Origin of the sequence: Reyranella sp., from assembly GCF_965249915.1 — a bacterium.
Classification (GTDB): domain Bacteria; phylum Pseudomonadota; class Alphaproteobacteria; order Reyranellales; family Reyranellaceae; genus Reyranella.
The window spans coordinates 2406127-2431278 of record NZ_OZ252257.1; the positions used below are offsets into that span (position 1 = coordinate 2406127).

18 protein-coding genes are annotated in these 25152 nt (G+C 67.0%); 7 read left to right on the plus strand and 11 right to left on the minus strand.

The window, feature by feature from the left end:
* Nucleotides 1-186: 186 nt before the first annotated feature.
* On the plus strand, nt 187-1467 hold the full coding sequence (locus ACP15H_RS11950) for a DUF3300 domain-containing protein (protein WP_425066403.1): 1281 nt from the start codon (nt 187-189) through the stop codon (nt 1465-1467).
* An 89-nt stretch (nt 1468-1556) separates the two neighbouring features.
* Complete coding sequence (locus ACP15H_RS11955) at nt 1557-2396, plus strand: DUF2950 domain-containing protein (protein ID WP_425066404.1); 840 nt, start codon at nt 1557-1559, stop codon at nt 2394-2396.
* 9 nt (nt 2397-2405) lie between these two features.
* Here ACP15H_RS11955 and phnY read toward each other — a convergent pair whose 3' ends face one another.
* From phnY to ACP15H_RS11970, 3 genes are read right to left on the minus strand one after another with little or no spacing between them, the layout of a single operon-like run.
* Nucleotides 2406-3860: a phosphonoacetaldehyde dehydrogenase gene (gene phnY, locus ACP15H_RS11960; RefSeq protein WP_425066405.1), complete on the minus strand. Its 1455-nt coding sequence runs from the start codon at nt 3858-3860 to the stop codon at nt 2406-2408.
* Nucleotides 3861-3869: 9 nt separating this feature from the next.
* Nucleotides 3870-5126, minus strand: a complete 1257-nt coding sequence (phnA, locus tag ACP15H_RS11965) for a phosphonoacetate hydrolase (RefSeq protein ID WP_425066406.1) — start codon at nt 5124-5126, stop codon at nt 3870-3872.
* Between the two features lie 11 nt (nt 5127-5137).
* Nucleotides 5138-6289, minus strand: a complete 1152-nt coding sequence (locus ACP15H_RS11970) for a 2-aminoethylphosphonate--pyruvate transaminase (protein ID WP_425066407.1) — start codon at nt 6287-6289, stop codon at nt 5138-5140.
* 73 nt (nt 6290-6362) lie between these two features.
* On the opposite strand from ACP15H_RS11970, the gene ACP15H_RS11975 reads away from it, so the two are divergent.
* The gene (locus tag ACP15H_RS11975) at nt 6363-7229 is read left to right on the plus strand and encodes a LysR substrate-binding domain-containing protein (protein WP_425066408.1); all 867 of its coding nucleotides are present in this window, start codon (nt 6363-6365) and stop codon (nt 7227-7229) included.
* 85 nt (nt 7230-7314) lie between these two features.
* Nucleotides 7315-9000 carry a Na/Pi cotransporter family protein gene (locus ACP15H_RS11980; protein ID WP_425066409.1) on the plus strand — a complete coding sequence of 562 codons (1686 nt, stop codon included), beginning with the start codon at nt 7315-7317 and terminating at the stop codon, nt 8998-9000.
* A gap of 15 nt (nt 9001-9015) precedes the next feature.
* Here ACP15H_RS11980 and ACP15H_RS11985 read toward each other — a convergent pair whose 3' ends face one another.
* The 8 genes from ACP15H_RS11985 to ACP15H_RS12020 form a co-directional block, all read right to left on the minus strand.
* Nucleotides 9016-10026, minus strand: a complete 1011-nt coding sequence (locus tag ACP15H_RS11985) for a putative 2-aminoethylphosphonate ABC transporter substrate-binding protein (protein WP_425066410.1) — start codon at nt 10024-10026, stop codon at nt 9016-9018.
* Nucleotides 10027-10052: 26 nt separating this feature from the next.
* The gene (locus tag ACP15H_RS11990; protein WP_425066411.1) at nt 10053-12521 is read right to left on the minus strand and encodes a GcvT family protein; all 2469 of its coding nucleotides are present in this window, start codon (nt 12519-12521) and stop codon (nt 10053-10055) included.
* A gap of 73 nt (nt 12522-12594) precedes the next feature.
* Complete coding sequence (locus tag ACP15H_RS11995; RefSeq protein ID WP_425066412.1) at nt 12595-13959, minus strand: glutamine synthetase family protein; 1365 nt, start codon at nt 13957-13959, stop codon at nt 12595-12597.
* 28 nt (nt 13960-13987) lie between these two features.
* Nucleotides 13988-15292 carry a TRAP transporter large permease gene (locus ACP15H_RS12000; protein WP_425066413.1) on the minus strand — a complete coding sequence of 435 codons (1305 nt, stop codon included), beginning with the start codon at nt 15290-15292 and terminating at the stop codon, nt 13988-13990.
* A gap of 23 nt (nt 15293-15315) precedes the next feature.
* Nucleotides 15316-15900, minus strand: a complete 585-nt coding sequence (locus ACP15H_RS12005) for a TRAP transporter small permease subunit (protein ID WP_425066414.1) — start codon at nt 15898-15900, stop codon at nt 15316-15318.
* Nucleotides 15897-16910 (minus strand): TRAP transporter substrate-binding protein, encoded by a 1014-nt coding sequence (locus ACP15H_RS12010; protein WP_425066415.1) that lies wholly within the window; start codon nt 16908-16910, stop codon nt 15897-15899. The genes ACP15H_RS12005 and ACP15H_RS12010 overlap by 4 nt, the downstream gene beginning before the upstream one ends.
* 55 nt (nt 16911-16965) lie before the next feature.
* Nucleotides 16966-18639 carry a hydantoinase B/oxoprolinase family protein gene (locus tag ACP15H_RS12015; protein ID WP_425066416.1) on the minus strand — a complete coding sequence of 558 codons (1674 nt, stop codon included), beginning with the start codon at nt 18637-18639 and terminating at the stop codon, nt 16966-16968.
* Between the two features lie 10 nt (nt 18640-18649).
* Nucleotides 18650-20728 carry a hydantoinase/oxoprolinase family protein gene (locus ACP15H_RS12020; protein WP_425066417.1) on the minus strand — a complete coding sequence of 693 codons (2079 nt, stop codon included), beginning with the start codon at nt 20726-20728 and terminating at the stop codon, nt 18650-18652.
* A 94-nt stretch (nt 20729-20822) separates the two neighbouring features.
* On the opposite strand from ACP15H_RS12020, the gene ACP15H_RS12025 reads away from it, so the two are divergent.
* Genes ACP15H_RS12025 through ACP15H_RS12035 form a run of 3 tightly spaced genes read left to right on the plus strand, consistent with a single transcriptional unit; the run spans nt 20823 to nt 25152 of the window.
* The gene (locus ACP15H_RS12025) at nt 20823-22031 is read left to right on the plus strand and encodes a cyclic nucleotide-gated ion channel (RefSeq protein ID WP_425066418.1); all 1209 of its coding nucleotides are present in this window, start codon (nt 20823-20825) and stop codon (nt 22029-22031) included.
* Nucleotides 22028-23731, plus strand: a complete 1704-nt coding sequence (locus tag ACP15H_RS12030) for an FAD-dependent oxidoreductase (RefSeq protein ID WP_425066419.1) — start codon at nt 22028-22030, stop codon at nt 23729-23731. Before ACP15H_RS12025 ends, ACP15H_RS12030 begins: the two co-directional genes overlap by 4 nt.
* A 14-nt stretch (nt 23732-23745) precedes the next feature.
* Nucleotides 23746-25152 (plus strand): mannose-1-phosphate guanylyltransferase/mannose-6-phosphate isomerase, encoded by a 1407-nt coding sequence (locus ACP15H_RS12035; RefSeq protein ID WP_425066420.1) that lies wholly within the window; start codon nt 23746-23748, stop codon nt 25150-25152.

Consider the following 25152-nt stretch of genomic DNA (forward strand, 5'->3'; position numbering starts at 1 on the left):
GTTTGTCTCGCCGGCTCTCTGCAGGACAATCGAGATTATTTCAACGCCGCCCCTCGCAACGCGCTTCGGCAAACGGTCGCCAAGGGCATTGCCCACGCCTGCAAATGGATCATGATCGGACCGAGTTTGCCCAGGAAGCAGACCGCATCATGATGGACCGCCAATGTGGTCGCGGGAGAGAAACGTATGCAGCGCCGTAGCCTGATGACCGCCCTTGCCGCCACGCTCGCGGTCGGGGTCACGCAAGCCGCGCGGGCGCAGGACACAGCCAAGAAGCCGTTCACGGCCGAACAGCTCGACCAGATTCTGGCGCCGATCGCGCTCTATCCCGACGCCCTGCTCGCGCAGACCCTGATGGCGGCGAGCTATCCCCTCGAGGTCGTCGAGGCGGCCCGCTGGTCCAAGGCCAATCCGACATTGAAGGGCGACGCCGCCGTCGCCGCGGTCAACGACAAGAGCTGGGACGTCAGCGTCAAGTCGCTGGTCGCCTTCCCGCAGGTCCTGAGCCAGCTCAGCGACAATCTCGACTGGATGCAGAAGGTCGGCGACGCGACGATCGCCCAGCAACAGGATGTCGCCGATTCGATCCAGCGCCTGCGCGCCCGGGCGGCCGACGCCGGCAATCTGCAGAGCGGCAAGGAGCAGACGGTCACCTCGCAGGGATCGGGGACCGACCGCACGATCGTCATCGCCCCGGCCAACCCGGAAGTGATCTATGTGCCGGCCTACAATCCCAACACCGTCTACGGCACCTGGCCCTATCCGGCCTATCCGCCGACCTACTATCCACCGCCGCCGGGCTACGGCTATGGCTCCGCCCTGCTGCGCGGCCTGATGTTCGGGATCGGCATCGCCGCCGCCGGCGCGATCTTCGGCGGCTGGAACTGGGGACGCGGCAACAGTTACGTCAACGTGAACGTCAATCGCGCGGTCAACATCGACCGCAACTTCAACGTCAACAACATCAACAACGGTCGCTGGCAGCACGAGCCTGTTCACCGCAAGGGCGTGGCCTATCGCGATCCCGCGACCCGCGAGCGCTTCAACCAGGTGCGGCCGGGCGCCGACCAGCGCCAGGAATTCCGCGGCCGCCTCGAGAACCGCCCCGCGGGCGGTGGCCAAGCCAATGCGCGACCCAACTTGCCCAGCCGCCCGGCCGGCGGGGGCCCGGCGCAGCGGCCCAACGTCGCCAATCGCGCGGCGGGCGGCCAGCATCCCAATTTCCAGAATAACGCCGGCGCCCCGCGCGGCGGCGGCGCCATCCGCGGCGTCAACAACGGCCAGCAGGTCAATCGCGAGGCCGCACGCGGCCGGGCGCAGCAGTCGCGGGCGGCGACGCATCCATCGGGCGGCGGTGGCGGCGGTGGCGCGCGTGCAGGCGGCAGCGGCAGCGGCGGCGGTGGCCGCGCCGGCGGAGGGGGTGGCGGTGCTGCGGGTGGCGGCAATCACGGAGGGGGACGGCGATGAGTGCTTCAATGCTCCGGAAGGCATTTCTGACCCTCCTTCTGGCAGGCAGCCTTGCGGCTGCCTTTGCGAGCGGTGTCTCTGCCCAACCCATGAAGCCCCAAGGCTTCGCGACCCCCGAAGCCGCCGCCGACGCCCTCACCGATGCCATCAGGCGCGACGACGACAAGGCCATCGGGACGATCCTCGGCAGCGGCTGGCGCGACATGGTGCTGGGCCGTCCGCAAGACGAGGAGCCGCTGCGCCAGAAGTTCCTCGAAGCCTGGGATGCCAGCCACAAGGTCGTCGTCGACGGCAACAAGGCGACGATCGAGGCGGGCACCAGCGGCTGGACGGGCCCGATTCCAATCGTCAAGGACGGCGACCAGTGGCGCTTCGACACCGAAGCCGGGCAGCGGGAGATCACGGCGCGCCGCATCGGCCGCAACGAACTGTCGGTCATCCAGAGCCTGCTGGCACTGGTCGATGCCGAGCATGAATACGCGGCCCTCGATCCCATGAAGGTCGGCGCGCCCGTCTATGCGCGGCGGCTGCTCAGCTCGCCGGGCAAGAAGGACGGGCTTTACTGGGATGTCGCGCCCGGCGAACCCGAGAGCCCGATCGGCCCCGCCCTCGCGACGGCCCAGGCACAGGGCCAGGGCGGCACCGAAGACGGCTATTACGGCTATCGTTTCCGCCTGCTCTATTCGCAGGGCCCCGATGCGCCCGGCGGCGCCTACGACTATCTCGTGAAAGGCCGGATGATCGGCGGCTTCGCCATCCTCGCCTGGCCGGTCCGCTACGGCGATACCGGCGTGATGAGCTTCATCGTCAATCAGGACGGCGTCGTCTACGAACAGGATCTCGGCCCCGACACGGCGGCCAGGGCCGCCGCGATCAACGTCTACAATCCGGACAAGAGCTGGGAGAAAGCAGACGCAACGCCGCCGTGACGGCGGCCGCTAGCCCGGCCAGGGCAGCGACCAGGTCTTCACGTTGGTGAAGCTCTTCATCGCCTCGAGTACGCCTTCCTTGTAGCCGAGGCCCGAATCCTTGATGCCGCCGAACGGCGACATCTCGATGCGATAGCCCGGGACTTCCCAGACGTTCACCGTGCCGACCTGCAGCTCGTCGACGAACTTCGTGATGTAGTCGAGACGATCCGTGCAGACGCCCGACGACAGGCCATAGGCCGTGCCGTTGGAGACCTGGATGGCGTGGGCGATGTCCTTCACGCGGATGATCGGGATCGCCGGACCGAAGGTCTCCTCGCGCACCAGCTCGGCCTGCGGGTCGACATGATCGACGACGGTCGGCGGGAAGAGCGCGCCCTGGCGGTCGTTACCATGGAGCAGCTTCGCGCCGTGCTTCGCCACCGCTTCGCTCACGCGGTTCTGGAACAGCGTGGCGGCGCGCTCGTGGATCACGGTGCCGACATCGGTCTCGGGATCGAGCGGATCGCCGGCCTTCAGCTTCTTCGCCTTGGCCAGCACCCTCTCGACGAAGGCATCGGCCACCTTGTCGACGACCAGGATGCGCTTCACGGCGGTGCAGCGCTGGCCGGAATTCTTGGTGGCACCGGCGACCGCCAGCTCGGCCGCCTTGTCGAGGTCGGCATCCTCCATGACGATCAGCGGGTCGTTGCCGCCCAGCTCCAGCACGATGCGCTTGTAGCCCGCCTTCTCGGCGATGTACTTGCCGACCCGGACGGAGCCCGTGAAGGTCACGAGATCGGCGCGCGGATCGACGATCATCGCGTCGCCGATGTCGGACGGATTGCCGGTGATGACCGACAGCATCTCCGGCGGCAGACCCGCCTCGTACAGCGTGTCGGCCAGGAACAGCGCCGTGAGCGGCGTCAGCTCGGTCGGCTTCAGCACGACACAGTTGTTGGTCGCAAAGGCCGGCGCCAGCTTGTGCGCCACCATGTTCAGCGGATGGTTAAACGGCGTGATCGCCGAGATGGCGTTCAGCGGCTGGCGCAGGGTGAAGATCTTGCGCGACTTGCCGTGCGGGGTGAGGTCGCAGGAGAAGGTCTGCCCGTCGTCCAGCATGCAGAGCTGGCCCGCGAAGGTGAAGACGTCGTAGGCGCGGCCGACCTCGTAGAGCGAGTCCTTAAGGCAGAGACCCGACTCCAGCGTGATCAGGCGCGACAGCTCTTCCTTGCGGGAAACCAGCAGGTCCGCGGTCTTGAGCAGGATCTGCTGGCGCTGATAGCGGGTCAGCTTCGGCTTGTAGTCATGGGCGATCTGGAACGCCTCGGCCACCAGCTCGGGCGTGGCGCGCGGCACGGTGCCGACCAGGCGGTTGTCCCAGGGAAAGCGCACTTCGAGGCGCGCCTTGGTCTCGACCTTCCGGCCCGCGATGCGGAGATATTCGTGCCGGACGTCGGAGCCCGTGCGGGTGATGGTGTCCATGGAACTCTCTCAGGCGACGAGGTTGAGGGCGAGGTCGAAGGCGTCGAAGTTGCGCCAGCGATGCGCACCGGTGTCGCCCTTCGTGAGCTTGCGGTTACAGAGCAGCGGCACGCGCTGCTCGGACACCCCGCCATGGCTCCGCAGCGGCTCGGTGAGGCCCGAGAGATCGTGCCGCGAGGCCGAGGTGCCCAGCACCTTGTGCTTGGTCGAGACGACGATGAGGTCGCCCAGACGATCGGCCGGCAGCTCGAACTTCGCGGCCGCCTCTTCCTTGGTGAGTGCGGCTTCGATGCCCGGCATGGCCTTCAGCTTGGCCGCCCACTCCTGCGGGTTCTCGCAATAGACGACGGCGAAGGAGCCCAGCGCGCCGTGATGGACGACATAGGGATCGGTGATCGGCAGGATGACGCGGGCCTTGTCCTTGCCCACCCAGCCGTCGAACACGTCCTGCAGGTAGATCACGTCCGGCTGGCCGTCGCTGCCGAACTTGGCGTTCATGCCATGGTCGGCGGTGACGACGATGGTGCAGCCCATGGCGTCGAGCTTGGCCAGGTACCCGTCCATCATGGCGTAGAAGGCATTGGCGACCGGCGTGCCGGGCGCGTGCTTGTGCTGGATGTAGTCGGTGGTCGACAGATACATGATCTCCGGCCGGTCGCGCTCCATCAGCTTGACGCCGGCGGCGAACACGAACTCCGAGAGGCCGGCGCTGTAGACGTCCGGCACGGCCATGCCGACCATATCGTTCACATGGTCGATGCCATTGTCGGCGAGCGTCGCCTTGTCGGACTTCTCCGACGAGAAGGAGCAGGCCTTGCCGGCGCCGAGTTCGAGCCCCTTGCCCAGCAGGCCGCGCAGCTTGTCCTTGGCGGTGACGACGGCGATGCGGCAGCCGGCGCGCTGGAAAGCCGGGAACAGCGTCTCGACCCGCAGGAACTTCGGATCGTTCATCATCACTTCCTTGCCCGTGTCGGGGTCGAGGAAGTAGTTGCCGCAGATGCCGTGGACCGCTGGCGGACGGCCGGTGACGATCGACAGGTTGTTCGGATTGGTGAAGCTGGGCACCACGCACTCGCCGATCAGGTTGGTGCCCTCTTTCAGCACCTTGGCAAACCACGGCGCCTGGCCCGCCTCGACGGCGCGCTCGATATAGCCGGGCTCCGAGCCGTCGACGCAGACCACGACGACGGGCTGCTTGGGCAGCCGGTAGCTGCGGCCGTTGACCGTGATTTCGCCGCCGCTGACGTTGATGCTGTCGGGTGCCATGTCCTGTTCCCTTATTCCGCTGCCAGTGCCGGGCCACCGTTGGTGACCCGCATCTCGTCCAGCACCTCGCGGACCGCCGCCAGGGCGCCGCGCATGTGGTCGGGATAGAGCCGGCCGATACAGCCCATGCGGAACGAATCCGCCACGGTGAGCTTGCCCGGATAGATCACGTAGCCGCGGTCCTTTAGCCCGTCATAGAAGCGCTGGAAGACGAACTTCGGATCGGTCGGCATGTGGAAGGTGATGATGATCGGCGCCTGCAGGTCGTTCGGCAGCAGCGTCTGGAATCCCATGGCGCGCATGCCGTCGATCAAGACCCTGGCATTTTCGCGATAGCGCTTGCCGCGGCCCGCGACCCCGCCCTCTTCGGCATGCTCCTCGATCGCCTTGCCCAGCGCCACGATCACGTGGATCGGCGGCGTGAAGCGGTACTGGCCGGTCTTGGCGAAGCCCTCGGCCTGGTCGAACAGGTCGAGCACCAGCGTGGTCGCGTTGCCCTTGCATTCGGCGAGGGCGCTGTTGCGGCAGACGACGAAGCCGAGGCCGGGCACGCCTTCCAGGCACTTGTTCGAGGAAGCCGCGAGGGCGTCATAGTAGACGGTGCGCGCGTCGATCTCGATCGCGCCGAAGGCCGACATCGAATCGACCAGCAGCCGGCGGCCCTGCTTCTTCACCAGCGTGGCAAGCTCGCCGATCGGATTGAGGATGCCCGACGTCGTCTCGCAATGGACGGCGAAGACGTGTGTAATGGCCGGATCGGCGACCAGCATCGCTTGCAGTTTGGCGAGATCGGGGGGCGTATCCTCGGGCGTCTCGTAGGTCGCGACCGCACGGCCGGCGATCTCGGCGATCTTCTTTGCGCGCTGGCCATAGGCGCCGTTGATGACGACCAGCAGCTTGCCGGTTTTCGGCACGAAGCTGGTGATCATCGCCTCGACGGCGAAGGTACCGGAACCCTGCACCGGCACGGTGACGTGCGTGCCCTGGCCGCCGGCCAGCTCGACGATCTTCTCCAGCACCATCTTGTTGATGGCGATGAAGCCCTGATCGCGCGAGCCCCAGTCGTGGACCATGGCCTGCTTCACGCTGGCCGAGGTGGTGAGCGGGCCGGGGGTCAGCAGGAGCGGATCGCCGGTTTCGGAGGCAGCGGGCTTGGAGGTCATGGCGCGGATGATCGTCTCGCCGTTTCTATCCGTCCAGTATATAATCCATATGTTAACTATCGGTTTCCTATATATGACACCCACCCAGCTCCGCGCCTTCCACCTCGTGGCCGAGGCCGGTTCGTTCTCGGCCGCCGCCCGCGCATCGGGTCTCAGCCAGCCCAATCTTTCCGGCCAGGTGACGGCGCTGGAGAAGGCCTATGGCGTGCACCTGTTCGACCGCCGCGGCCGCAGCGTGACGCCGACCGAAACCGGCCGCCAGCTGCACGGCGTCACAACCCGTCTCTTCTCCCTGCAGGACGAGGCGCAGGCGCTGCTGCTGGGTGAGCAGGCGCTGACGCGCGGGCATCTCAGGATCGCCGCCGACTCCGCACACCATGTCGTGCCGATCATGGCGGCACTGCGTGAACGCGCCGGCGGCCTCACCTTCGCGCTTTCGATCGACAATTCCGCCGTGGTGCTGGAACGCCTCCTGCGCCACGAAGCCGATGTCGCCGTGATGGCCAAGAGCCTGTCCGACCCGCGCCTCCATGCGGTGCGGTTGCGCACCGACCGGCTGGTCCTGTTTGCGCCCGTCGCCCATGCCCTCGCCAGACGCGGCCGCACGCCCCTCTCGGCGCTGGCCGGACAGGAGCTGGTACTGCGCGAACGCGGCTCGATCACGCGCGAAGTGCTTGAACAGGCGATGGCGGCGGCCGATATCAGGCCGGCGTCGATCGTCGAGGTGCAGACCCGCGAAGGTGTGCGCGAAGCGGTGGCGGCCGGATTTGGAATCGGCGCGGTGTTCGCGAGCGAGCTCGGCGAGGATCGCCGCTTCCGCCGCATCACCATCACCGGTCAGGATCTCGCGGTCGCTGAATATGCCGTGTGCCTGCAGGAGCGTCGGCGCGTTGCGCTCGTTCGAGCCTTCATGGACGAAGCGACGCGGCTTGCCTCCTGAGCAGACGACGTAACAAAGCCCGCGACGTAACAAAATCGTCAAAAAACTTTCATCGTCTATCGACGAGGCGTAGGATTCCGCGATCATGCAAGGCGTCGACACCATCCTGAACGTTCTCGGCAGCGTGTGCCTGCTGCTCTGGGGCGTGCGCATGGTGCGGACCGGGCTGACGCGCGCCTTCGGCGCGAGCTTGCGCCGCGCCATCGGCGCCTGCTCGCGCAACCGGTTTTCGGCCTTCGCCGGCGGCGTCGTGCTGACGGGCGTCCTGCAATCGAGCACCGCGACCGCCCTGCTGCTGGCCTCCTTCGCCGGACGCGGGCTGATCTCGCTCTCGATCGGCCTCGCGGTGATGCTGGGCGCCAATGTCGGCACGACGCTGACGGCGCAGATCCTGTCCTTCCCGCTCGGTTGGGTCTCGCCCCTGATGATCGCGGGCGGCGTCATCGCCTTCCTGTCGAACAGTTCCGACCGGGCCCGCCATCTCGGCCGCGTCGCCATCGGCCTCGGCCTGATGCTGTTGTCGCTTCACCTGCTGGAGGCCGCCGCCCTGCCGCTGCGCTCCGCGCCGGCCTTCGTGGCCGTGCTGTCAGGCCTGCAGAACGAATATGTCATGGGCGTCCTGGTCGCCGCCGCCGCCACCTGGTTCATCCATTCCAGCCTCTCGACCGTGCTGCTGGTCATGTCATTCGCCTCAAGCGGCATCATCGATCCCAAGCTGGGCATGGCGATGGTGATCGGCGCCAATATCGGCGGCGCGATCGCCCCCTATTTCGACCAGGCCGCCACCGATACCGAGGCGCGGCGCCTGCCGCTCGGCAACCTCATCACGCGTGTCCTGGTGGGCATCGCGCTGTTGCCGTTCCTGGAGCCGTTCCACCAGTGGCTGACGATGATCGATCCGGCGCCCGGTCGGCTGCTGGTCAACTTCCACACGGCGTTCAGCGTCGTGGCGGCGATCGTGTTCCTGCCGCTGATCGATCCCGTGGCCGCGCTGTGCCGGCGCCTGGTCCCCGACCGGCCGCAGACCGACGACCCCGGCAAGCCGCGCAATCTCGATCCCAACGTACTCGACACGCCGGCGGAAGCGCTGGGCTGCGCCATGCGCGAGACGCTCAATCTCGGCGACAGGGTCGCCGACATGCTGCGCCAGACCATGGACGTGTTCGAGAAGAACGACGCGCGCGCCGTGAAGGCGATCGAGGCAGCGGACGATGCCGTCGACAGCCTCTACGAGGCGATCAAGCTCTACCTGATCCAGACGTCACGCACGGAGCTGGGGGAGGACGACGGCAAGCGCTACGTCGAGATCCTGACCTTCGTCACCAATCTCGAACATGCCGGCGACATCATCGACAAGAACCTGATGGAACTGGCGGCCAAGAAGATCAAGAACCGCTACGCCTTCTCGGCCGAAGGCACGGCGGAGCTGCGCGCCTTCCACGCCCGTGTGCTCGACAATCTACGGCTGGCGCTGAACGTCTTCACCACCCGGGACATCACGCTCGCGCGTCGGCTCGTGGCTGAGAAAGCCTCGATCCGGGAGGCCGAGGCCCATGCCGCCGACAGCCACTATGCCCGCCTGCGCGAAGGGCGCCCAGAGTCGATCGAGACCAGTTCGATCCACATGGACGTGATCCGCGACCTGAAGCGCATCAACGGCCACTTTACGACGGTGGCCTACCCGATCCTCGAAGCCGCCGGCGAACTTGCCGAAACGCGCCTCAAGACGACGGCGGCGGAGCCCGCCGGCCGGGCCGCACCGTCGCACTGAGCGTCCGGACGGTCCCTACTTCTTCGGATCCGCCTTGGTGTCGTAGCGCCTGGACCACTCGGCCAGGATGCGCTCGCGATTGGCGGCGGCCCAAGCGAAGTCGTTCACCATCAGCAGGTCCGCGAGGTTGGTCGGCAGGTTCTTCACCGGCTTGGAGAATTCCGGCCGTGCCGCGACCGCCCGGGTTTCGGCGTACATCTGCATCGCCGCGTCCGACGCCGCCCAGTCGGCGAGCTTCTTGGCCGCCTCCAGATGCGGGGCGCCCTTCACGACCGCAAAGGCATTCATCTCCCAGCCGAGACCCTTCTCCGGGAACACGATGGCGACCGGCGCGCCCTGGGCCAGCTCGCGCGCCGCGCGGATGTCGAAGGCGATACCGACCACCGCCTCGCCGCGTGCCGCCAGCGTCGCGGGTTGAGAGCCAGAATGGGTGTAGCGCCAGATGTTCTCGTGCAGGCCGTCCATGAACTTCCAGCCTTCCGCTTCGCCGAAGGCCTGCAGCCAGGCCGAAACGTCGAGGAAGCCGGTGCCGGACGACAGCGGATGGGGCATCACGACCTTGCCCTTGTAGACGGGCTTCGTCAGATCGGCCCAGGTCTCGGGCTTGGGAATGCCGAGCTTCTTGCCCTCTGCCTCGTTATAGACGATGGCGGCGACCCAGGCGGAGTTGCCGAACCAGCGCGGCGGATTGGCGGTATCGCGGAACTTGGCCGGGATCTTGTCGAGGCCGGGCGGCGCGTAAGGCAGCAGCACGTCAGTATCGGCAAGCTGGCCGAGGCTCGAGGCCGCGACGCCCCACACCGCGTCGGCGCGTGGATTGGCCTTCTCGGCCAGCAGACGAGCCGTCAGCACGCCGTTGGCGTCGTGCACCCAGCGGATGGTGATGCCCGGCAGGTCCGTCTCGGCACGCGCCTTGTAAGGTGCGAGATCCTCACGTTCGTACGACGTATAGACGATGACTTCCTGAGCCCGTGCAACGCCCGATAGTGCAAGCACCGCCGTCGCGAGAACCACCAACAGACGCATGCCCCACTCCCCCCAGTCGCGCTTCTTCAAAGCCTGATCCGCGCTCCCGTCGGATCGTAGGGCGCGCGCAGCGAGACCCGCGCGCCAAATCGCGTGCCGGCCAGATCGACCTCGAAGCGGCCACCCTCCAGCCATGCCGTGTCGATCGCCTGGCCATCGCCCCGCTTCACGTAGCCGAGGCCGACCGATGCGCCGAGCGTGTGGCCGTAGCCCGCCGAGGTCAGATCGCCGACCGGCCTGCCGTCGCGCAGCAGCGCCTCGCCGCCCCACAGGAGCGGCTCGCCGTCTTCCAGCACGACCGAGACGAGCCGCCGGGCGAGCGGCTTCGCTTTGGCCTCGACCAGCGCCTTCTGGCCGATGAAGCCGCCCGGCTTGTCGTGCTTCACCGCCCAGCCGAGGCCGGCCTGGAACGGCGTGTCGTCGGGCGTCAGCTCGCGGCCCCAGGCGCGGTAACCCTTTTCGAGCCGAAGCGTCTCGACAGCGTAGTAGCCGCCGTCGCGCAGGCCGAGGGGCTCGCCCGCTTCCTGCAGCGTCTCGAACACGGTGACGGCGAACTCGACCGGCACATAGAGTTCCCACCCCAGCTCGCCCACATAGGTGCGGCGCGACGCCAGAACCGTCGCGAAGCCGATGCCGATCTCGCGGATGGTCGCGAACGGGAAGCCTTCGTTGGAGAGGTCGGCCTTGCTCACTTTCTGCAACAGTTCGCGGCTGCGCGGGCCCATGAGCGACAGCACCGTCCAACCCGACGTGACGTCGGTCAGGACCGCATTCGCCTCAGCCGGCATGTGCCGTCCGATCCAATCCATGTCGCGCATCGGCTGGGCCGATCCGGTAATCACCAGGAACTTGTCGCGTGCCAAGCGGGCAACAGTGATGTCGCTCTCGAAAGTGCCGCGCTCGTTCAGCACGCCGGTATAGACGGTGCGTCCGACCGGCACGGCGACATCGTTGGCGCAAAGACGCTGCAGTACGGCCTCGGCATCGCGGCCTTGCACCAGCAGCTTGCCGAACGAGGTCTCGTCGGTGATCGTCACGCCCTCGCGCGTCGCCTTGTGCTCGGCGGCGACGGCATCGAACCAACCGCCGGGGGCGCCACGGCCCCAGCCATATTGCATGTCGGGCGTGTTGCCCGCCCCCGCGAACCAGTTGGGCCGTTCCCAGCCCATCTTGTTGCCGAACCAGGCGCCGCGCGCCTTGAGGCGGTCGTAGAGCGGCGAGCGGCGGAACGGCCGGCCGCTCTCCTGCTCGCGCTGCGGCCACGGCATCTTGTAGTGCATCCCCAGCGTCTCGGCGACGCGGCTGCGCAGCCACGCATCGTTGCCGTGGAAGCCCGCGAAGCGCCGGATGTCGACCGGCCAGAGATCCATCGTCGGCTCACCCGCGACGATCCATTCGGCCAGCGCCATGCCGGCGCCGCCGGAACTCGCGATGCCCATCGAGTTGAAGCCGGCGCCGACATAGAAGCCACGGACCTGCGGCGCCTCGCCCAGGATGTAGTTCATGTCGGGCGTGAAGCTTTCGGGCCCGTTCATGAAGGTCTTGATGCCGGTCTTCTCCAGCGACGGCACGCGGATCAGTGCATTGTCCATCAGGATCTGGAACTGGTCCCAGTCGTCGGGCAGCATCCCGAACTCGAAATCGTCGGGAATGACGTCCTTGTTCCAGGGCTTGGCCTCCGGCTCGAAGCCGCCCATCAGCAGGCCGCCGACCTCTTCCTTGAAGTAGATGTAGCCGTCGGGATCGCGCATCACCGGCAGGTCGCGCGGCACGTTCTCCATCTTCTCGGTGACGATGTACATGTGCTCGCAGGAATAGAGCGGCACCGTCACGCCGATCATGCGGCCGAGCTGGCGGGCCCACTGGCCGCCGCAGTTGACCACGATGTCGGCCTTGATCGCGCCTTCCGTCGTCTGAACACCCGTCACCCGCGGGCCGCTCGCCCCCTCCTCAGTGTCGATCGCGGTAACGCGAACCCTCTCGAAGATGCGGACGCCGCCGTTGCGCGCGCCCTTGGCCAGGGACTGCGTGATGTCGGCCGGATTGGCCTTGCCGTCACCCGGCAGCCAGACGGCGCCCACGAGATCGTCGGTGCGCATGATCGGATACTTGTCGCCGGCCTGTTGCGGCGTCAGCGGCTCGCAGACGACGCCCTGACCATTGGCCATGGCGGCGGAGCGGCGCAGCAGGGTCATGCGCTCCTCGGTGCGCGCCACGATCAGCGAGCCCGATTGCTTCCAGCCAGTCGCAAGCCCTGTCTCGGCCTCGAGTTTCGAATAGAGCTCGGTGCTGTAGCGGATCAGCCGCGTCAGGTTCTGGACGCTGCGCAACTGGCCCACGAGCCCCGCCGCATGCCAGGTCGTCCCGCCGCTCAGCCGCCCCTGCTCCAGCAGCACGACATCCTTCCAGCCGAGCTTGGCCAGATGATAGGCGGTCGAGCAGCCCATGATGCCGCCGCCGATGATGACGACGCGGGCGTGGGACGGAACTGTCATGTGCTGCGGTCCTTGCTCACCTCGGGCCGTTCACGGCAGGGAGACCGCTTGGCGGCAGTCCCCTGGAACGACATCAGATGATTTCCATGTAGCGGTCGAGTTCCCAGTCCGTGATGGCCTTGCGGAACTCCCGCTCTTCCCATTCGCGTGTTGCGGAGTAATGATCGACGAAGGCGTCGCCGAAGAGGTCGCGCGCCGGCTTCGAGGCCTTGAGCCGGCCCGCCGCCTCCATGAGCGTCCGCGGCAGCTGCGACTTCGCCGGATGCTTCTTGTCGTAGGAATTGCCCGCGACGGGCTCGCCCGGATCGATGTCGTTCTCGATGCCCCAGAGGCCGGAACCGATGGCGGCGGCGATCGCCAGATAGGGATTGGCGTCGGCCGCAGCCACGCGATACTCGACACGCGTCGACTTGGCCGAGCCCGGGATCACGCGCAGCGACGTCGTGCGGTTCTCGACGCCCCAGGTCGAGGCGGTCGGCGCCCAGAAACCGGGGATCAGACGGCGATAGGAGTTCACGTTCGAGGCGACCATGCCCAGCAGCTCGGGCATCAGCGCGGCCTGTCCGCCGACGAACTGGCGCATCGTCTTGCTCATGCGGTGCGGCGCCTTCTCGTCGAAGAAGACCGGCTTGCCGCCCTTCCACAGCGACATGTGCATGTGGCCGCCGCAGCCCGGCCAGTCCTTCGACCACTTGGCCATGAAGGTGGCGAGCCAGCCTTGCTTCTGTGCCAGCACCTTGGTGAAGATCTTGAACAGGGCGGCCTTGTCGGTGGCGGCCAGCGCGTCGTCGACCCGCAGCGCGGCTTCCAGCACGCCCGCGCCCGTCTCCGTGTGCAGACCCTCGATGCCCATGTCCATCGCCTCGCACATGGCGAGCAGGTCGCGGTACCAGTCGGACAGGACGGAGTTGCGCAGGACCGAGTAGCCGAAGAAGCCCGGCGAGATCGGCTTGAGGTTGCGATAGCCCTTCTCGCGGATCGATTCGGGCGTCTCGGCGAAGACGAAGAATTCGTACTCGAAGCCGACCTTCACATCGAAGCCCAGTTTCTTCGCGCGCGCCAGCACACGGCGCAGGGTGCCGCGCGGACAGATCTCCTCGGCCTTGCCCACGAACTCGCAGAGGAAAAACAGGTTGCCGGGCTCCGTCGCGATCTCGCGGCAGGTCTCCGGCAGGATGCGGACGTTGGCGTCGGGATAGCCCGTATGCCAGCCCGTGTAGGTGACGTTGTCGTAGAGCTGGTCGTTCATGTCCCAGCCCAGCACCACGTCGCAGAAACCGAAGCCTCCCTCGAGCGCGGACCGGAACTTGTCGACGTGGATGTACTTGCCGCGCAGGATTCCGTCGATGTCGTGGACGCCCACCTTCACGTGGGTGAGCCCGCGCTCCCTCACGATCTTCAGCGCATCTGCAGCCGTCTTGACCTGTCGCGGTTCCATCCAACTCCCCTCGCTACCCCGCGGCAGACTAGCTGCTGAGATAGCGGGGAAGCCAGAGGGCAATGTCGGGAAATACGGCGATCGCCATGGTGAACAACACCATGATCGCGAGGAACGGCAGGGTCACGCGGGCGATGTAACCCAGCCCGTCCTCGGTCAGCCCCTGGATCACGAACAGATTGAAGCCGACGGGCGGCGTGATCTGCGCCATCTCGACGACCAGGACGAGAAAGACGCCGAACCAGATCGGATCGAAGCCGGCGGCCTTCACGATCGGCATGACGATCGGCAGGGTCATCACGATCATGCTGAAGCCGTCGAGGAAGCAGCCCAGGATGAGGTAGAAAATGATCAGGGCCACGATCAGCATGAAGGACGAAAGTCCGAGGCTGCTCACGAACTCCGCGACGGCCGCCGGAATGCCGAGGAAGGCCGCGGCACTGCCCAGGATAGAGGCGCCCAGCACGATCAGGGCGATCATGGCGCAGGTCTGCACCGAGCCGATGGCGATGGCCTTCAACGCAGGCAGCGACAGTTCCCGCTGGATGCCGGCAACGACCAGCGCGCCCAGCACGCCCACCGCAGCGGCTTCGGACGGCGTCGCGAGGCCGCCATACATCGACCCCAGCACGCACAGGATCAGGAACACGGCCGGTCCCAGTTCGCGGATCGACGTCAGGAACTCCGCCGCCGAGGCGATGCGCACCTTGCGCTCCGCCTCGGGCACGAGCTCGGGCTTCAGCGCGGTGTAGATCATGATCCAGCCCATGAAGCAGCCCGCCAGCAGGAAGCCGGGGATGAAGCCCGCCGTGAACAGCTTGGCGATCGAGACGTCGCCCAGGACGCCATAGATGATCATGATGTTGGAGGGTGGAATCAGGAACCCCAGGGTCCCGGCTCCGGCCAGCGAGCCCACCGCCACATCCTTCGAGTAGCCACGCTTCAGGAGCTCTGCCAGGGAGATGCGGCCCACCACCTGGGTCGTCGCCGCCGACGAGCCCGAGATGGCGGCGAAGATCGTGCAGCCGATGACGTTCACGTGCAGCAGCCGCCCTGGCAGCATCGCCGCCCACGGCGACAGGCCGCGGAACAGGGTCTGCGACAGCCGCGTCCGGAACAGGATCTCGCCCATGATGATGAACAGCGGCAAGGCCAGCAATTCCTGCGTGGTCAGGATGTTCCAGGTGTACTGGGCCAGCAGCTTGTCGAGGGGTATGTCGCGGAAGATCGCCAGCAGCACCGTGCCGGTAACGGCCAGGGTCCAGCCGATCCACAGGCCGCCCGCCAGGAAGGCGAACAGCACGACGAACATGGTGAGGACAACTTCAAGCATGAGATCTCAACTCGCGCGAAAAACTACTCAGAGACGGACCCGGCGCGCATGTTGAGGTCCTCGAGCGGCAGGCCAAAGAGGGCCTGGAAGAACCGCGCGACGAACTGCATGACCAGCAGACAGATTCCGAACGTCACCAGCGCCTGCGGAATCCACAGCGGTGTCGCACTGGAGATCGACACCTGGTCCGACACGAAACTGCGCCAGGTGAAGTTCACCATCGCCAGTGCGAGATAGCCGGAGAAGCCGACGCCCAGCGCCGCGAGGACCGTCTCCAGCCACCGCCGCGCCTTCGGGCCTATGCGCGCCAGCACGAGCGTGACGCGGATATGGCCGCCGGCCCGCAGGGTCATGGCGGCCCCGAAAGTGAAGGCTGCCGCCATGAGATAGGAGCCGTATTCCCAGGCGACCGGAATGTCGGAGGGCACCCAGGGAAAGATGTCCGACAACGCCCGGACCAGGACCTCGCCCAGCATCAGGCAGGTGAGCGCCACCAGGCAGGCGGCGCCCATCCAGCCGTCGAGACGGCCCAGCATGTCGATCCCGTCGAGGAAGGCGCGCAGCACGGGCGGCGCGCCGGCGTTGGGATTGGGGCCGTGGCCGCTCACGTCCGCTTCATCTCCGCGAGATAGGCCTTGATCGGCTTCTCGGCCGCCGGGACGCGCTTGTAGAACTCGGCGATCATCGGCGCGGTCTTCTTCTGCAATTCAGCCGTCATGGCCGGCGGCGGAATGACCAGCTGCATGCCGCCGGCGATCAGGCGGGCGTTGCTGTCCTTGTCGGCCTGCAGCGACGACTCCCAGAACTCGGGCTCGAGCTTCTTCGCGAGATCGACGATGATCTTCTGGTTGGCCGGGGAGATCTTCTTCCAGGTGTCGTTGTTGATCGTGACGATCTCCGACGACCAGGCATGATTGGTCTGGTGAAAGAACTTCAGGAACTCCCAGAACTTGCCGTCCACGGCCGAAACGGACGAGGTCGACACGCCCGAGACGGCGCCCGACGACAGAGCCGCGATCGTCTCTCCCCAGGGAATCAGCGCCGGCGCCATGCCGATGGCGCTGCACATTTCCTGGGCGTTCTTGTCGGGCACGCGGATCTTGATGCCCTTGAGCGCGTCCAGAGACTCGGCCTTGATCTTGAGATGCAGGTACTGCGTCGGCCACGGCACCGTGTAGAGCATCGTCTGGTTGTTCTTGAGCAGAACCTTCTCGTACTCGGGCCGCAGATACTTGTGCAGCACCTTCAGCTCTTCGATGTTGTTGCAGATGAAGGGGATGCCCTCGACGCCAAAGATCGGCTCGTCGCCGATCTGCTGGATGTTGAGGATGTCGGCCATCGGCACGAGGCCGTCGCGCACGGCGCGCATCTGCTCGGGGCCCTTGAAGCCCAGCTGGCCGCCCGCCTTGACGTCGATCTCGACGGCGCCGTTCGTCGCCTTCTTCACTTCCTCGGCGAAGCGCTTGACGTTGACCGTGTGAAAGTTTCCATCCGGCCATACGGTCGCCAGCGGCAGCTTGAGCGCCGCCTGCCCCATCACCACGGCCGGCGCACCGACCATCGCCAATGCACCCGCTCCCACGCCAGCCTTCAAGGCCTTCCTGCGTCCCAGCTTCATCGAAGCCCCCATCGTTATCGAGTTGATTGTTTCCCCGTATCCAGCCGACGTCGCCCTACTCGGCGGCCTGCGACGGCTTGAATTCGTAAAGCTGCTCGGCCGCTTCGCCCGAGATCAGCCCGTCTGCCAGGTCATTGGCGACCTGAACACGATCGCGCTCCTTCGGCGCGCCGATGCCGGCGCCGCCCGGCGTCAGAACCATCAGCCGCTCGCCCGGCGGGATCAGCTGGAAGCCCTTGCCCTTCAGGGTCTTGCCGGACTTGAGGGCCACCACGCCCGCCTCACCGTCGCCACCGCCGTCACGGCCGCGCGCCGGATAGTCGATGCGATCGAAGGCGGCCAGCAGGTCGAACGGCTCGTCGATGCCGCTCTCGATTTCCATGATCTGCCCCAAGCCGCCGCGCGTGCGCCCGGCGCCGCCCGAATCAGGACGGAACTCCTTGCGCCAGAAGATGAGCGGCGTCTGCGTCTCGGCGATCTCGACAGGCGTGCCGCGCACGCCGCTGGGATAGGCCGTGGCCGACAGCCCGTCCTTGTCGGGACGCGCGCCGGTCCCGCCGTTGGACGTGATCGCCATGCCGAAGCCGTAGTTGCCGCCGTCGCCGCCCTTGATCCGGCCCCGCACGTTGATGTTCCACAGGCACGAGGTGCCCTCGGCCGGCACGCGGTCGGGCACGACCTGACGCAGGCAGCCGAACGCCACGTCGGGCAGCATCTGGCCGACGACATGGCGCGACGCGACCGCCGTCGGCTTGGGCGCGTTCAGGATACAGCCCTCCGGCGCCGAAACCGTGAGCGGCTCGAGCGAACCGGCATTGTTCGGGATGTTCGTGGAGACCACGCAGCCCAGGCCGAAGACCGTGTAGGCCGTCGTATAGGCGTGCGGCACGTTGATGCCGCGCCGCGACACGCCCGACGTGCCCGAGAAATCGACGTGGATGCCGGTGTCGGAAATCGTCAGCGCGGCCTTCAGGGTCACCGGCTCGTCGTAGCCGTCGACCGTCATGCTGTTGTGCCAGGTGCCCTTGGGCAACTTGGCGATCTCGGCCAGCACGGCCTCGCGCGAGCGCGCGATCACGTGGTCGCCGAGTTCGTCCAGCGAGTCGATGGCGAACTCGTCCATCATCTCGATCAGCCGGCGGGCGCCGACATCGTTGCAGGCGGCCAGGGAGTAGACGTCGCCCTCGGTATCGACCGGCTGGCGGGTATTGGCGCGGATCATCGCCATCAGCGTCTCGTTCGCCTTGCCCTGGTCGAACAGCTTCAACATGGGGATGTAGAGCCCCTCCATGAAGACGTCCGTGGCGTCGGGACCGAAGCCGATGCCGCCGATGTCCATGAGATGGCTGGTGCAGGAGAACAGCGCCACCAGCTTGCCGTTGCGGAAGCACGGCGTGGTGATGACGAAGTCGTTGAGATGGCCGGTGCCCATCCACGGATCGTTGGTGATGTAGGCGTCGCCCGGCTTCATGGTCTCGACCGGGAAGAAGCGCAGGAAGTGCTTCACCGACTCGGCCATCGAGTTCACGTGGCCCGGCGTGCCGGTCACGGCCTGCGCGAGCATGCGCCCCTGCAGGTCGAACACGCCGGCGGAAAGATCGCCGCACTCGCGCACGATCGGGCTGAAGGCGGTGCGCATCAAGGTCTGCGCCTGCTCCTCCACCACCGCGATCAGGCGGTTCCACATGATCTGGAGATCGATCAGGCCGACGCTGTTGGACTGGCTCATCTGTGGCTCCTCACGCTGCCTTGCGTTCCATGACGATACAACCCGAGGCATCGATATGCGCGGCAAAACTGGCCGAGATGTAGGTCGAGGTCTCGTCTTCGGCGACGATCGCCGGGCCGCTGAAGATGCTGCCGGGCGGCAGCTTCTCGCGGCGATAGACCGGCACATCGGCGGTCTTGCCGCTGCGCCCGTCGAACACCGGCCGGCGCCCGACCGGCTGCGGCGCGGGCACGCTGCCCGCCTTGCCCTGCACCTCCGGTCGCTTGGCCTCGGTCGAAACCTGGACGGACCAGCTCAGGATCTCGATCGCGGCATTCGGGATATGGCGCTCGAACAGCACGCCATAGTCGCGCTCATAGGCCTCGCGCAGCGCCTCGGTATCGGACGCCGTCAGCGGCCGCTGCGGCAGGGTCACCATGATCTCGTGGCCTTGGCCGACATAGCGCATGAAGGCGACGCGGCGCTCGAAGGTCGGCAGGCCGCGTGCGCCCGGCACCACCAGCGCCGTCGCTTCGCGACTCATCTCCTCGAGGAGGTCGCTGGCGGCCGCCGCGTCGAACGTGTCGAGGCGCATGTAGCGGCTGCGTACCAGTTCGAACGACACCGGCGCCGCGAGGAACCCGACCGCCGAGCCGACGCCGGCATTGGGCGGCACGATCACACGCTGCACCCCGATCTTCTCGGCCACGCGCGCGGCATGGAGCGGCGCGCCGCCGCCGAACGCGATCAGCGTGTACTGGTTGACGACGGCGCCGCGCTCGACGCCGTGTACGCGCGCCGCACTCGCCATGTTCTCCGACACCATCTCATAGACGGCGTAGGCACCCATCTCGGTGGAGAGGCCGATGCCTTCAGCCACGTCGCGCTCGATGGCGCCGCGCGCCGCATCGATGTCGAGCGCAATCGAGCCGCCGGCGAAATGCGCCGGATCGATCGTTCCCAGCACGACGTTGGCGTCGGTCACGGCCGGATGCCGGCCGCCGCGCCCGTAGCAGGCAGGGCCCGGCTCGGCGCCGGCGCTTTCCGGGCCGACCGTGACGCGCTTCAGGGCATCCAGTCGGGCGATCGAGCCGCCTCCTGCGCCGATTTCGACCATCTCGATCACCGGGATGCGGACCGGCAGGCCGGAGCCCTTGAGGAAACGCGCCGCACGGTCGACCTCGAACAGCCGCGCGGTGTGCGGCTGGTAGTCGTCGATCAGGCAGATCTTGGCCGTGGTGCCCCCCATGTCGTAGCTGAGTGCCCGCGCCTCGCCGGCACGCGCCGCCACCTGCGCCGCAAAAATCGCGCCGCCGGCCGGACCGGATTCGACCAGACGCACCGGGAAGCGCCGCGCCGTCTCGATGGCGGTGAGACCGCCGCCGGAGGTCACGAGATAGATCGTGCCTGTGAATTTCTCCGCGGCCAGGGCTGCCTGCATGCGCTCGAGATAGGAGTCCATCAGCGGCTGCACGTAGGCATTGGCCACCGCGGTCGACGTGCGCTCGTATTCGCGGACCTCGGGGCAGACCTCGCTCGACAGCGTCACCCACAGCTTGGGCAGTTCCGCCTTCAGGATCTCGCGCACCCGCCGCTCGTGGGCCGGGTTCACATAGGAGTGCATGAAGGCAATGGCGACGCTTTCGATCCCCTCGGACCTGAGCGTTCCGGCCAGGGTACGGACCGCCACTTCATCGAGGGCCAGACGGACCTTGCCATGAACGTCCATGCGTTCCGGCACGGTGAAGCGCATTGCCCGTGCAACGAGAGGCTTGGGCTTCTCGATGCCGAGATCGTACTGGTCGTAGCGGCTCTCGTTGGCGATATCGAGGACGTCACGGAAGCCTTCCGTGGCGATCAGCGCCGTGCGCGCACCGCGTCGCTCGATGACGGCATTGGTGGCCAGCGTGGTGCCATGCACGAAGACGCCGACATCGCCGAACCCTTTGCCCGCATCCCCCAGGATAAGACGTACCCCTTCAAGAACGGCCTCCTCCGGCCGCTGCGGCGTCGTCAGCAGCTTGCGCGTGATCCGACGGCCTCCCTCTTCCAACACGACGTCCGTGAACGTGCCGCCGATGTCGACGGCAATGCGCAAATCGTTGACCACCTTGAATGCAAACCTCTGTCTGGGGAACGGCCCTGACGGTAGACTGGGCGCCCCCGCGTTGCAATTCGCAGGCCAGCGCGCCTATGGTCGCTCCGTGACGGCCCCCAATAAGACGCCTCGCGCGCAGGCATTCGACATCCTGCGCCCCAACAACCCGACGCCAGGCGCCCGCCGGTGGCGGAAAGCCCATCTGGTCATTCTCGGCGTCGGACTGCTCGCCGTGATTCTGCTGTCGATCGATGAATTGTTGCCCCAGCATCGCGTATTTCTGCGCGCGGCGATCTGGTGCGTGACGCTCTTCTTCCTCGTGGAATATGTGGCCCGCCTCTGGGTGGCGCCCGAACTGCCCCACATGGCCGACATGTCTCCCTCTGCGGCGCGGCTGCGCTGGGCGGGCAGCATACCCGGCCTGATCGGATTGCTCGCAATCATGCCCGCCATCATGTTGGCAGGCGGGTACAGCATCGCCGGGACCGATGCCGCCTCGGTATTCTGTATCCTATGGATACTGAAGCTCGGTCTTCACGCGCCGGCCTTCGGCACGCTTGCCCGCGTGATCTCCAACGAGCGCGCGCCCATTGCCAGCGTGCTGATCGTGTTCGCGATCCTGCTGATCACTGCGGCCACCGGCGCCCATATCGTGGAGCGCGAAGGCCAGCCGCAGCAGTTCGGCAGCCTGCCCAACGCCATGTGGTGGTCGGTGGTCACCCTGACGACGACCGGCTACGGCGACGTCGTGCCGCTTACGCCGATGGGCCGCATCATCGGTTCGCTGCTCATGATCAGCGGCATCGCGGTGCTGGCGCTGATGACCGGCGTGCTCGCCACGGGCTTCGCGCAGGAAGAGCGGCGGCGCGAGTATCTGCGGGTCTGGGATCAGGTGACGCGGGTCCCGATCTTCGCGTCGCTGGGCGTGGTGACGCTCTCCGAGATCGTGGGCAAGCTGCGCACCCGCTACTACCCGGCGCGCGTGCTGGTCCTGCGACGCGGCGACCCCGGCGATTCGATGTTCTTCATCTGCGACGGCGAGGTCGAGGTGCGGCTGCCGACCGGCGGCACGGTGCGCCTCGGCGACGGCGCCTTCTTCGGCGAAATGTCGCTTCTCAATCGCCAGCCTCGGGCCGCCTCCATCGTCACGACGGCACCGACCACCCTTCTCGTTCTCTATGCCAGCGACTTCTACGAGATCGCGTCCCACATCCCGGCCCTTGCCGAGGCGGTGGAGAACGAGGCCCGGCGCCGGCACGAGGAGAATCTCGGAAGGCATCCGGGCGATTCGTCGCCCGGTGCGACGAAATCATGATCGAAACCGATCTCCTGGTGGTGGGATCGGGTGCGGCCGGCTTCTCGGCGGCACTGACGGCCTCTCATGCCGGTCTCGACGTGCTCATGGTCGAGAAGGAGAAGCTGTTCGGCGGGACCACGGCCTATTCCGCCGGTGTCATCTGGATCCCCGGCAACCGGCACGGGCGCGCCCTCGGCATCGCCGATTCCAAGGAAGATGCACTGACCTACCTGCAGCACGAGGCTGGAAACCGCCTGAACCTCGAACTGGCCAATGCCTTCCTCGACAACTGCAATCCCGCCGTCGAGTTCATCGAGAACAACACGCACGTTCGCTACGAGGCCGTGCCGATCTGGGCGGACTATCACCCCACCAAGCCGGGCGCCGCGCAGGGCGGCCGATCGCTGCTGCCCCTGCCGTTCGACGGACGGCGGCTGGGCAAGCGGTTCGATCAATTACGGGCGCCGCTGACGACGATGATGGCGTTCGGCGGCATGATGCTCGGCCGCAACGACCTGCCCCATGTCTTCAAGATGACCCGTTCCGTGCGTTCGGCGCTTCATGTCGCGGGCATGACGGCACGCTACGCGGTCGACCGATTGAATCATGATCGCGGCACACGCCTCACCAACGGCAACGGCCTGATCGCCGCTCTCGCCCTCTCGGCCGAGGAGCGCGGCATCGAACTCTGGCTGGACAGCCCGGTAGTCGAACTGGTGCAGCACGAGGGTGCGGTCACGGGCGCAATCGTGCAGCGCGAGGGCAAGCGACAGGAGATCCGTGCGCGCCGCGGCGTCGTGCTGGCCTGTGGCGGCTTCCCCGCCAACGACGAGCTCAAGGGTCGCTACTACGGCCATGTTCGGAACGGGCACTTCCATCGCTCGGCGCCACCCCCTGGCAATCGCGGCGACGGGATCCGGCTCGGCCAGTCGGCCGGCGGCGCGATGGCGGAAGACGTCGCCCATCCTGCCGCCTGGGTTCCGGTCTCGCTGGTCCCCCAGCCCGATGGGTCGACCCTGCCGTTCCCGCATTTCTATGAGCGCGGCAAGCCAGGCTACATCGCCGTCGATCCGAGCGGCCGGCGCTTCGCCAACGAATCGGCCTCGTATCACGACTTCGTACCGGCCATGGTCGAGGCCTGCCGCGGGCGCGACGAGACCAGCTGCTGGCTGCTCTGCGACCATCGCGCCATCCGGCGCTACGGCATGGGCGCCATCGGCCCCGCCCCCTTGCCGCTCGGTCCGCATGTGCGGACCGGCTATCTGCTGACGGCTCCGGACTGGTCGGCCCTGGCCGCAAAGATCGGCATGGATTCACGCGATCTGCAAGAGACGATCCGTCGCTTCAACGCCAATGCCGCACGGGGCGAAGATCCCGACTTCGGCAAGGGCACCGATGCCTACCACCGCTTCAATGGCGACCCGACGCACGGTCCCAACCCTTGCCTCGCACCACTGGAGCAAGGGCCCTTCTACGCGATGAAAATGCTGCCCGGAGACATCGGGACCTTCCTCGGCCTGCGGGTGGACGGCCATGCCCGCGTCCTCGACAGCGCGGGCGCCCCGATCCGCGGCCTCTATGCCGCCGGCAACGACATGACCAGCGTCATGGGCGGCACCTATCCCGGTGCCGGCATCACCATTGGCCCAGCCCTTACGTTCGGCTATATCGCGGCCCGGCACGCCGCCGCCGAAGCCGGCCAGGAAGCCTCTCCGTAACGAAAGCCGCCCAAATGTCGCTCATCACGCCCGTTATCCTCGTCGGAGGCTCCGGCAAGCGCCTGTGGCCGCTGTCTCGCGAGAGCATGCCCAAGCAGTTCGTCCCGCTTTTGGGCAAGCAGTCGACCTTCCAGCAGACCCTGCTGCGCGTGGCCGATCGCAGCCTGTTCGGCAAGCCCGTGATCGCGACCAACGACGCCTATCGCTTCATGTGCGAGAGCCAGGCCTCGGAGATCGGCGTCGAGATCGACATCCTGGTCGAGCCATCCCGCCGCGATTCGGGCCCCGCCATGGCCGCTGCCGCCGCCTACACGCGCGGCCTGGGCGCAAAGGCGGTGCTGGCGCTGGCTTCGGACCATCTGGTGATCGGCGCCGAGGAGTTCCTCGCCGGCTGCCGCGAAGGCCTCGCCGCCGTCCAGCAGGGCGGCATCGTTACCTTCGGCATTCCGCCGACGGAGCCCAAGACCGACTATGGCTATATCCGGCCCGGCACCGAGAAGATCGGCCCGGTCATGAAGGTCGCGGCCTTCGTCGAGAAGCCCAATGCCCAGAAGGCGATGCAGTACATCGCCGAAGGGCTGCTGTGGAACAGCGGCAACTTCCTGTTCGCCCCCGCCCTCCTGCTGTCGGAGATGGCCCGCTTCGAGCCGGCGATGGCGGCCGCGGCCGAAGACGCCGTGGCCAAGGCCAGGACGAGCGGCTCGACGGTGTTCCTCGACGCCGATTCCTTCGCCAGGGCGCCGGCCAAGTCGATCGACTATGCCGTGATGGAACGCACCGACAAATGCTGGGTGGTGCCCGCCCGCTTCCGCTGGTCCGACCTCGGCACCTGGGACGCGCTGCTCGATGTCGGCCATGCCGACAGCGAGGGCAACGTCACCGAAGGCCCGGTCGAGATCGACCATGTGCGCAATTCCTACATCCGCTCCGACGGCCCGCTCACCGCCGTGATCGGCGTCGAGGACGTCGTCGTGGTGTCGATGAACGACGCCGTGCTGGTCGGCCATCGCGACAACCTGCCGAGCCTGAAGGACGTCGTGCAGCGCATGTCGGACGGCAAGCACCGCGCCGCGACCGAGCATGCGGTGATGCATCGCCCCTGGGGCAGCTACCAGGACATCGACCGCGGCGAGCGCTTCCGCGCCAAGCGGCTGACGGTCAAGCCCGGCGCCAAGCTCAGCCTGCAGAGCCACAACCGCCGGGCCGAGCACTGGGTGGTCGTGAAGGGCGTCGCCGAGGTCACGCTCGACGGCAAGATCATGACCCTGCACGAGAACGAATCGACCTACATCCCGATCGGCGGCGTCCATCGCCTTGCCAATCCCGGCACCGAACTGCTCGAGGTGGTCGAGGTCCAGACCGGCGACTATGTCGAAGAGGACGACATCGTCCGCTACGAGGACATCTACGCCCGGGTCTGA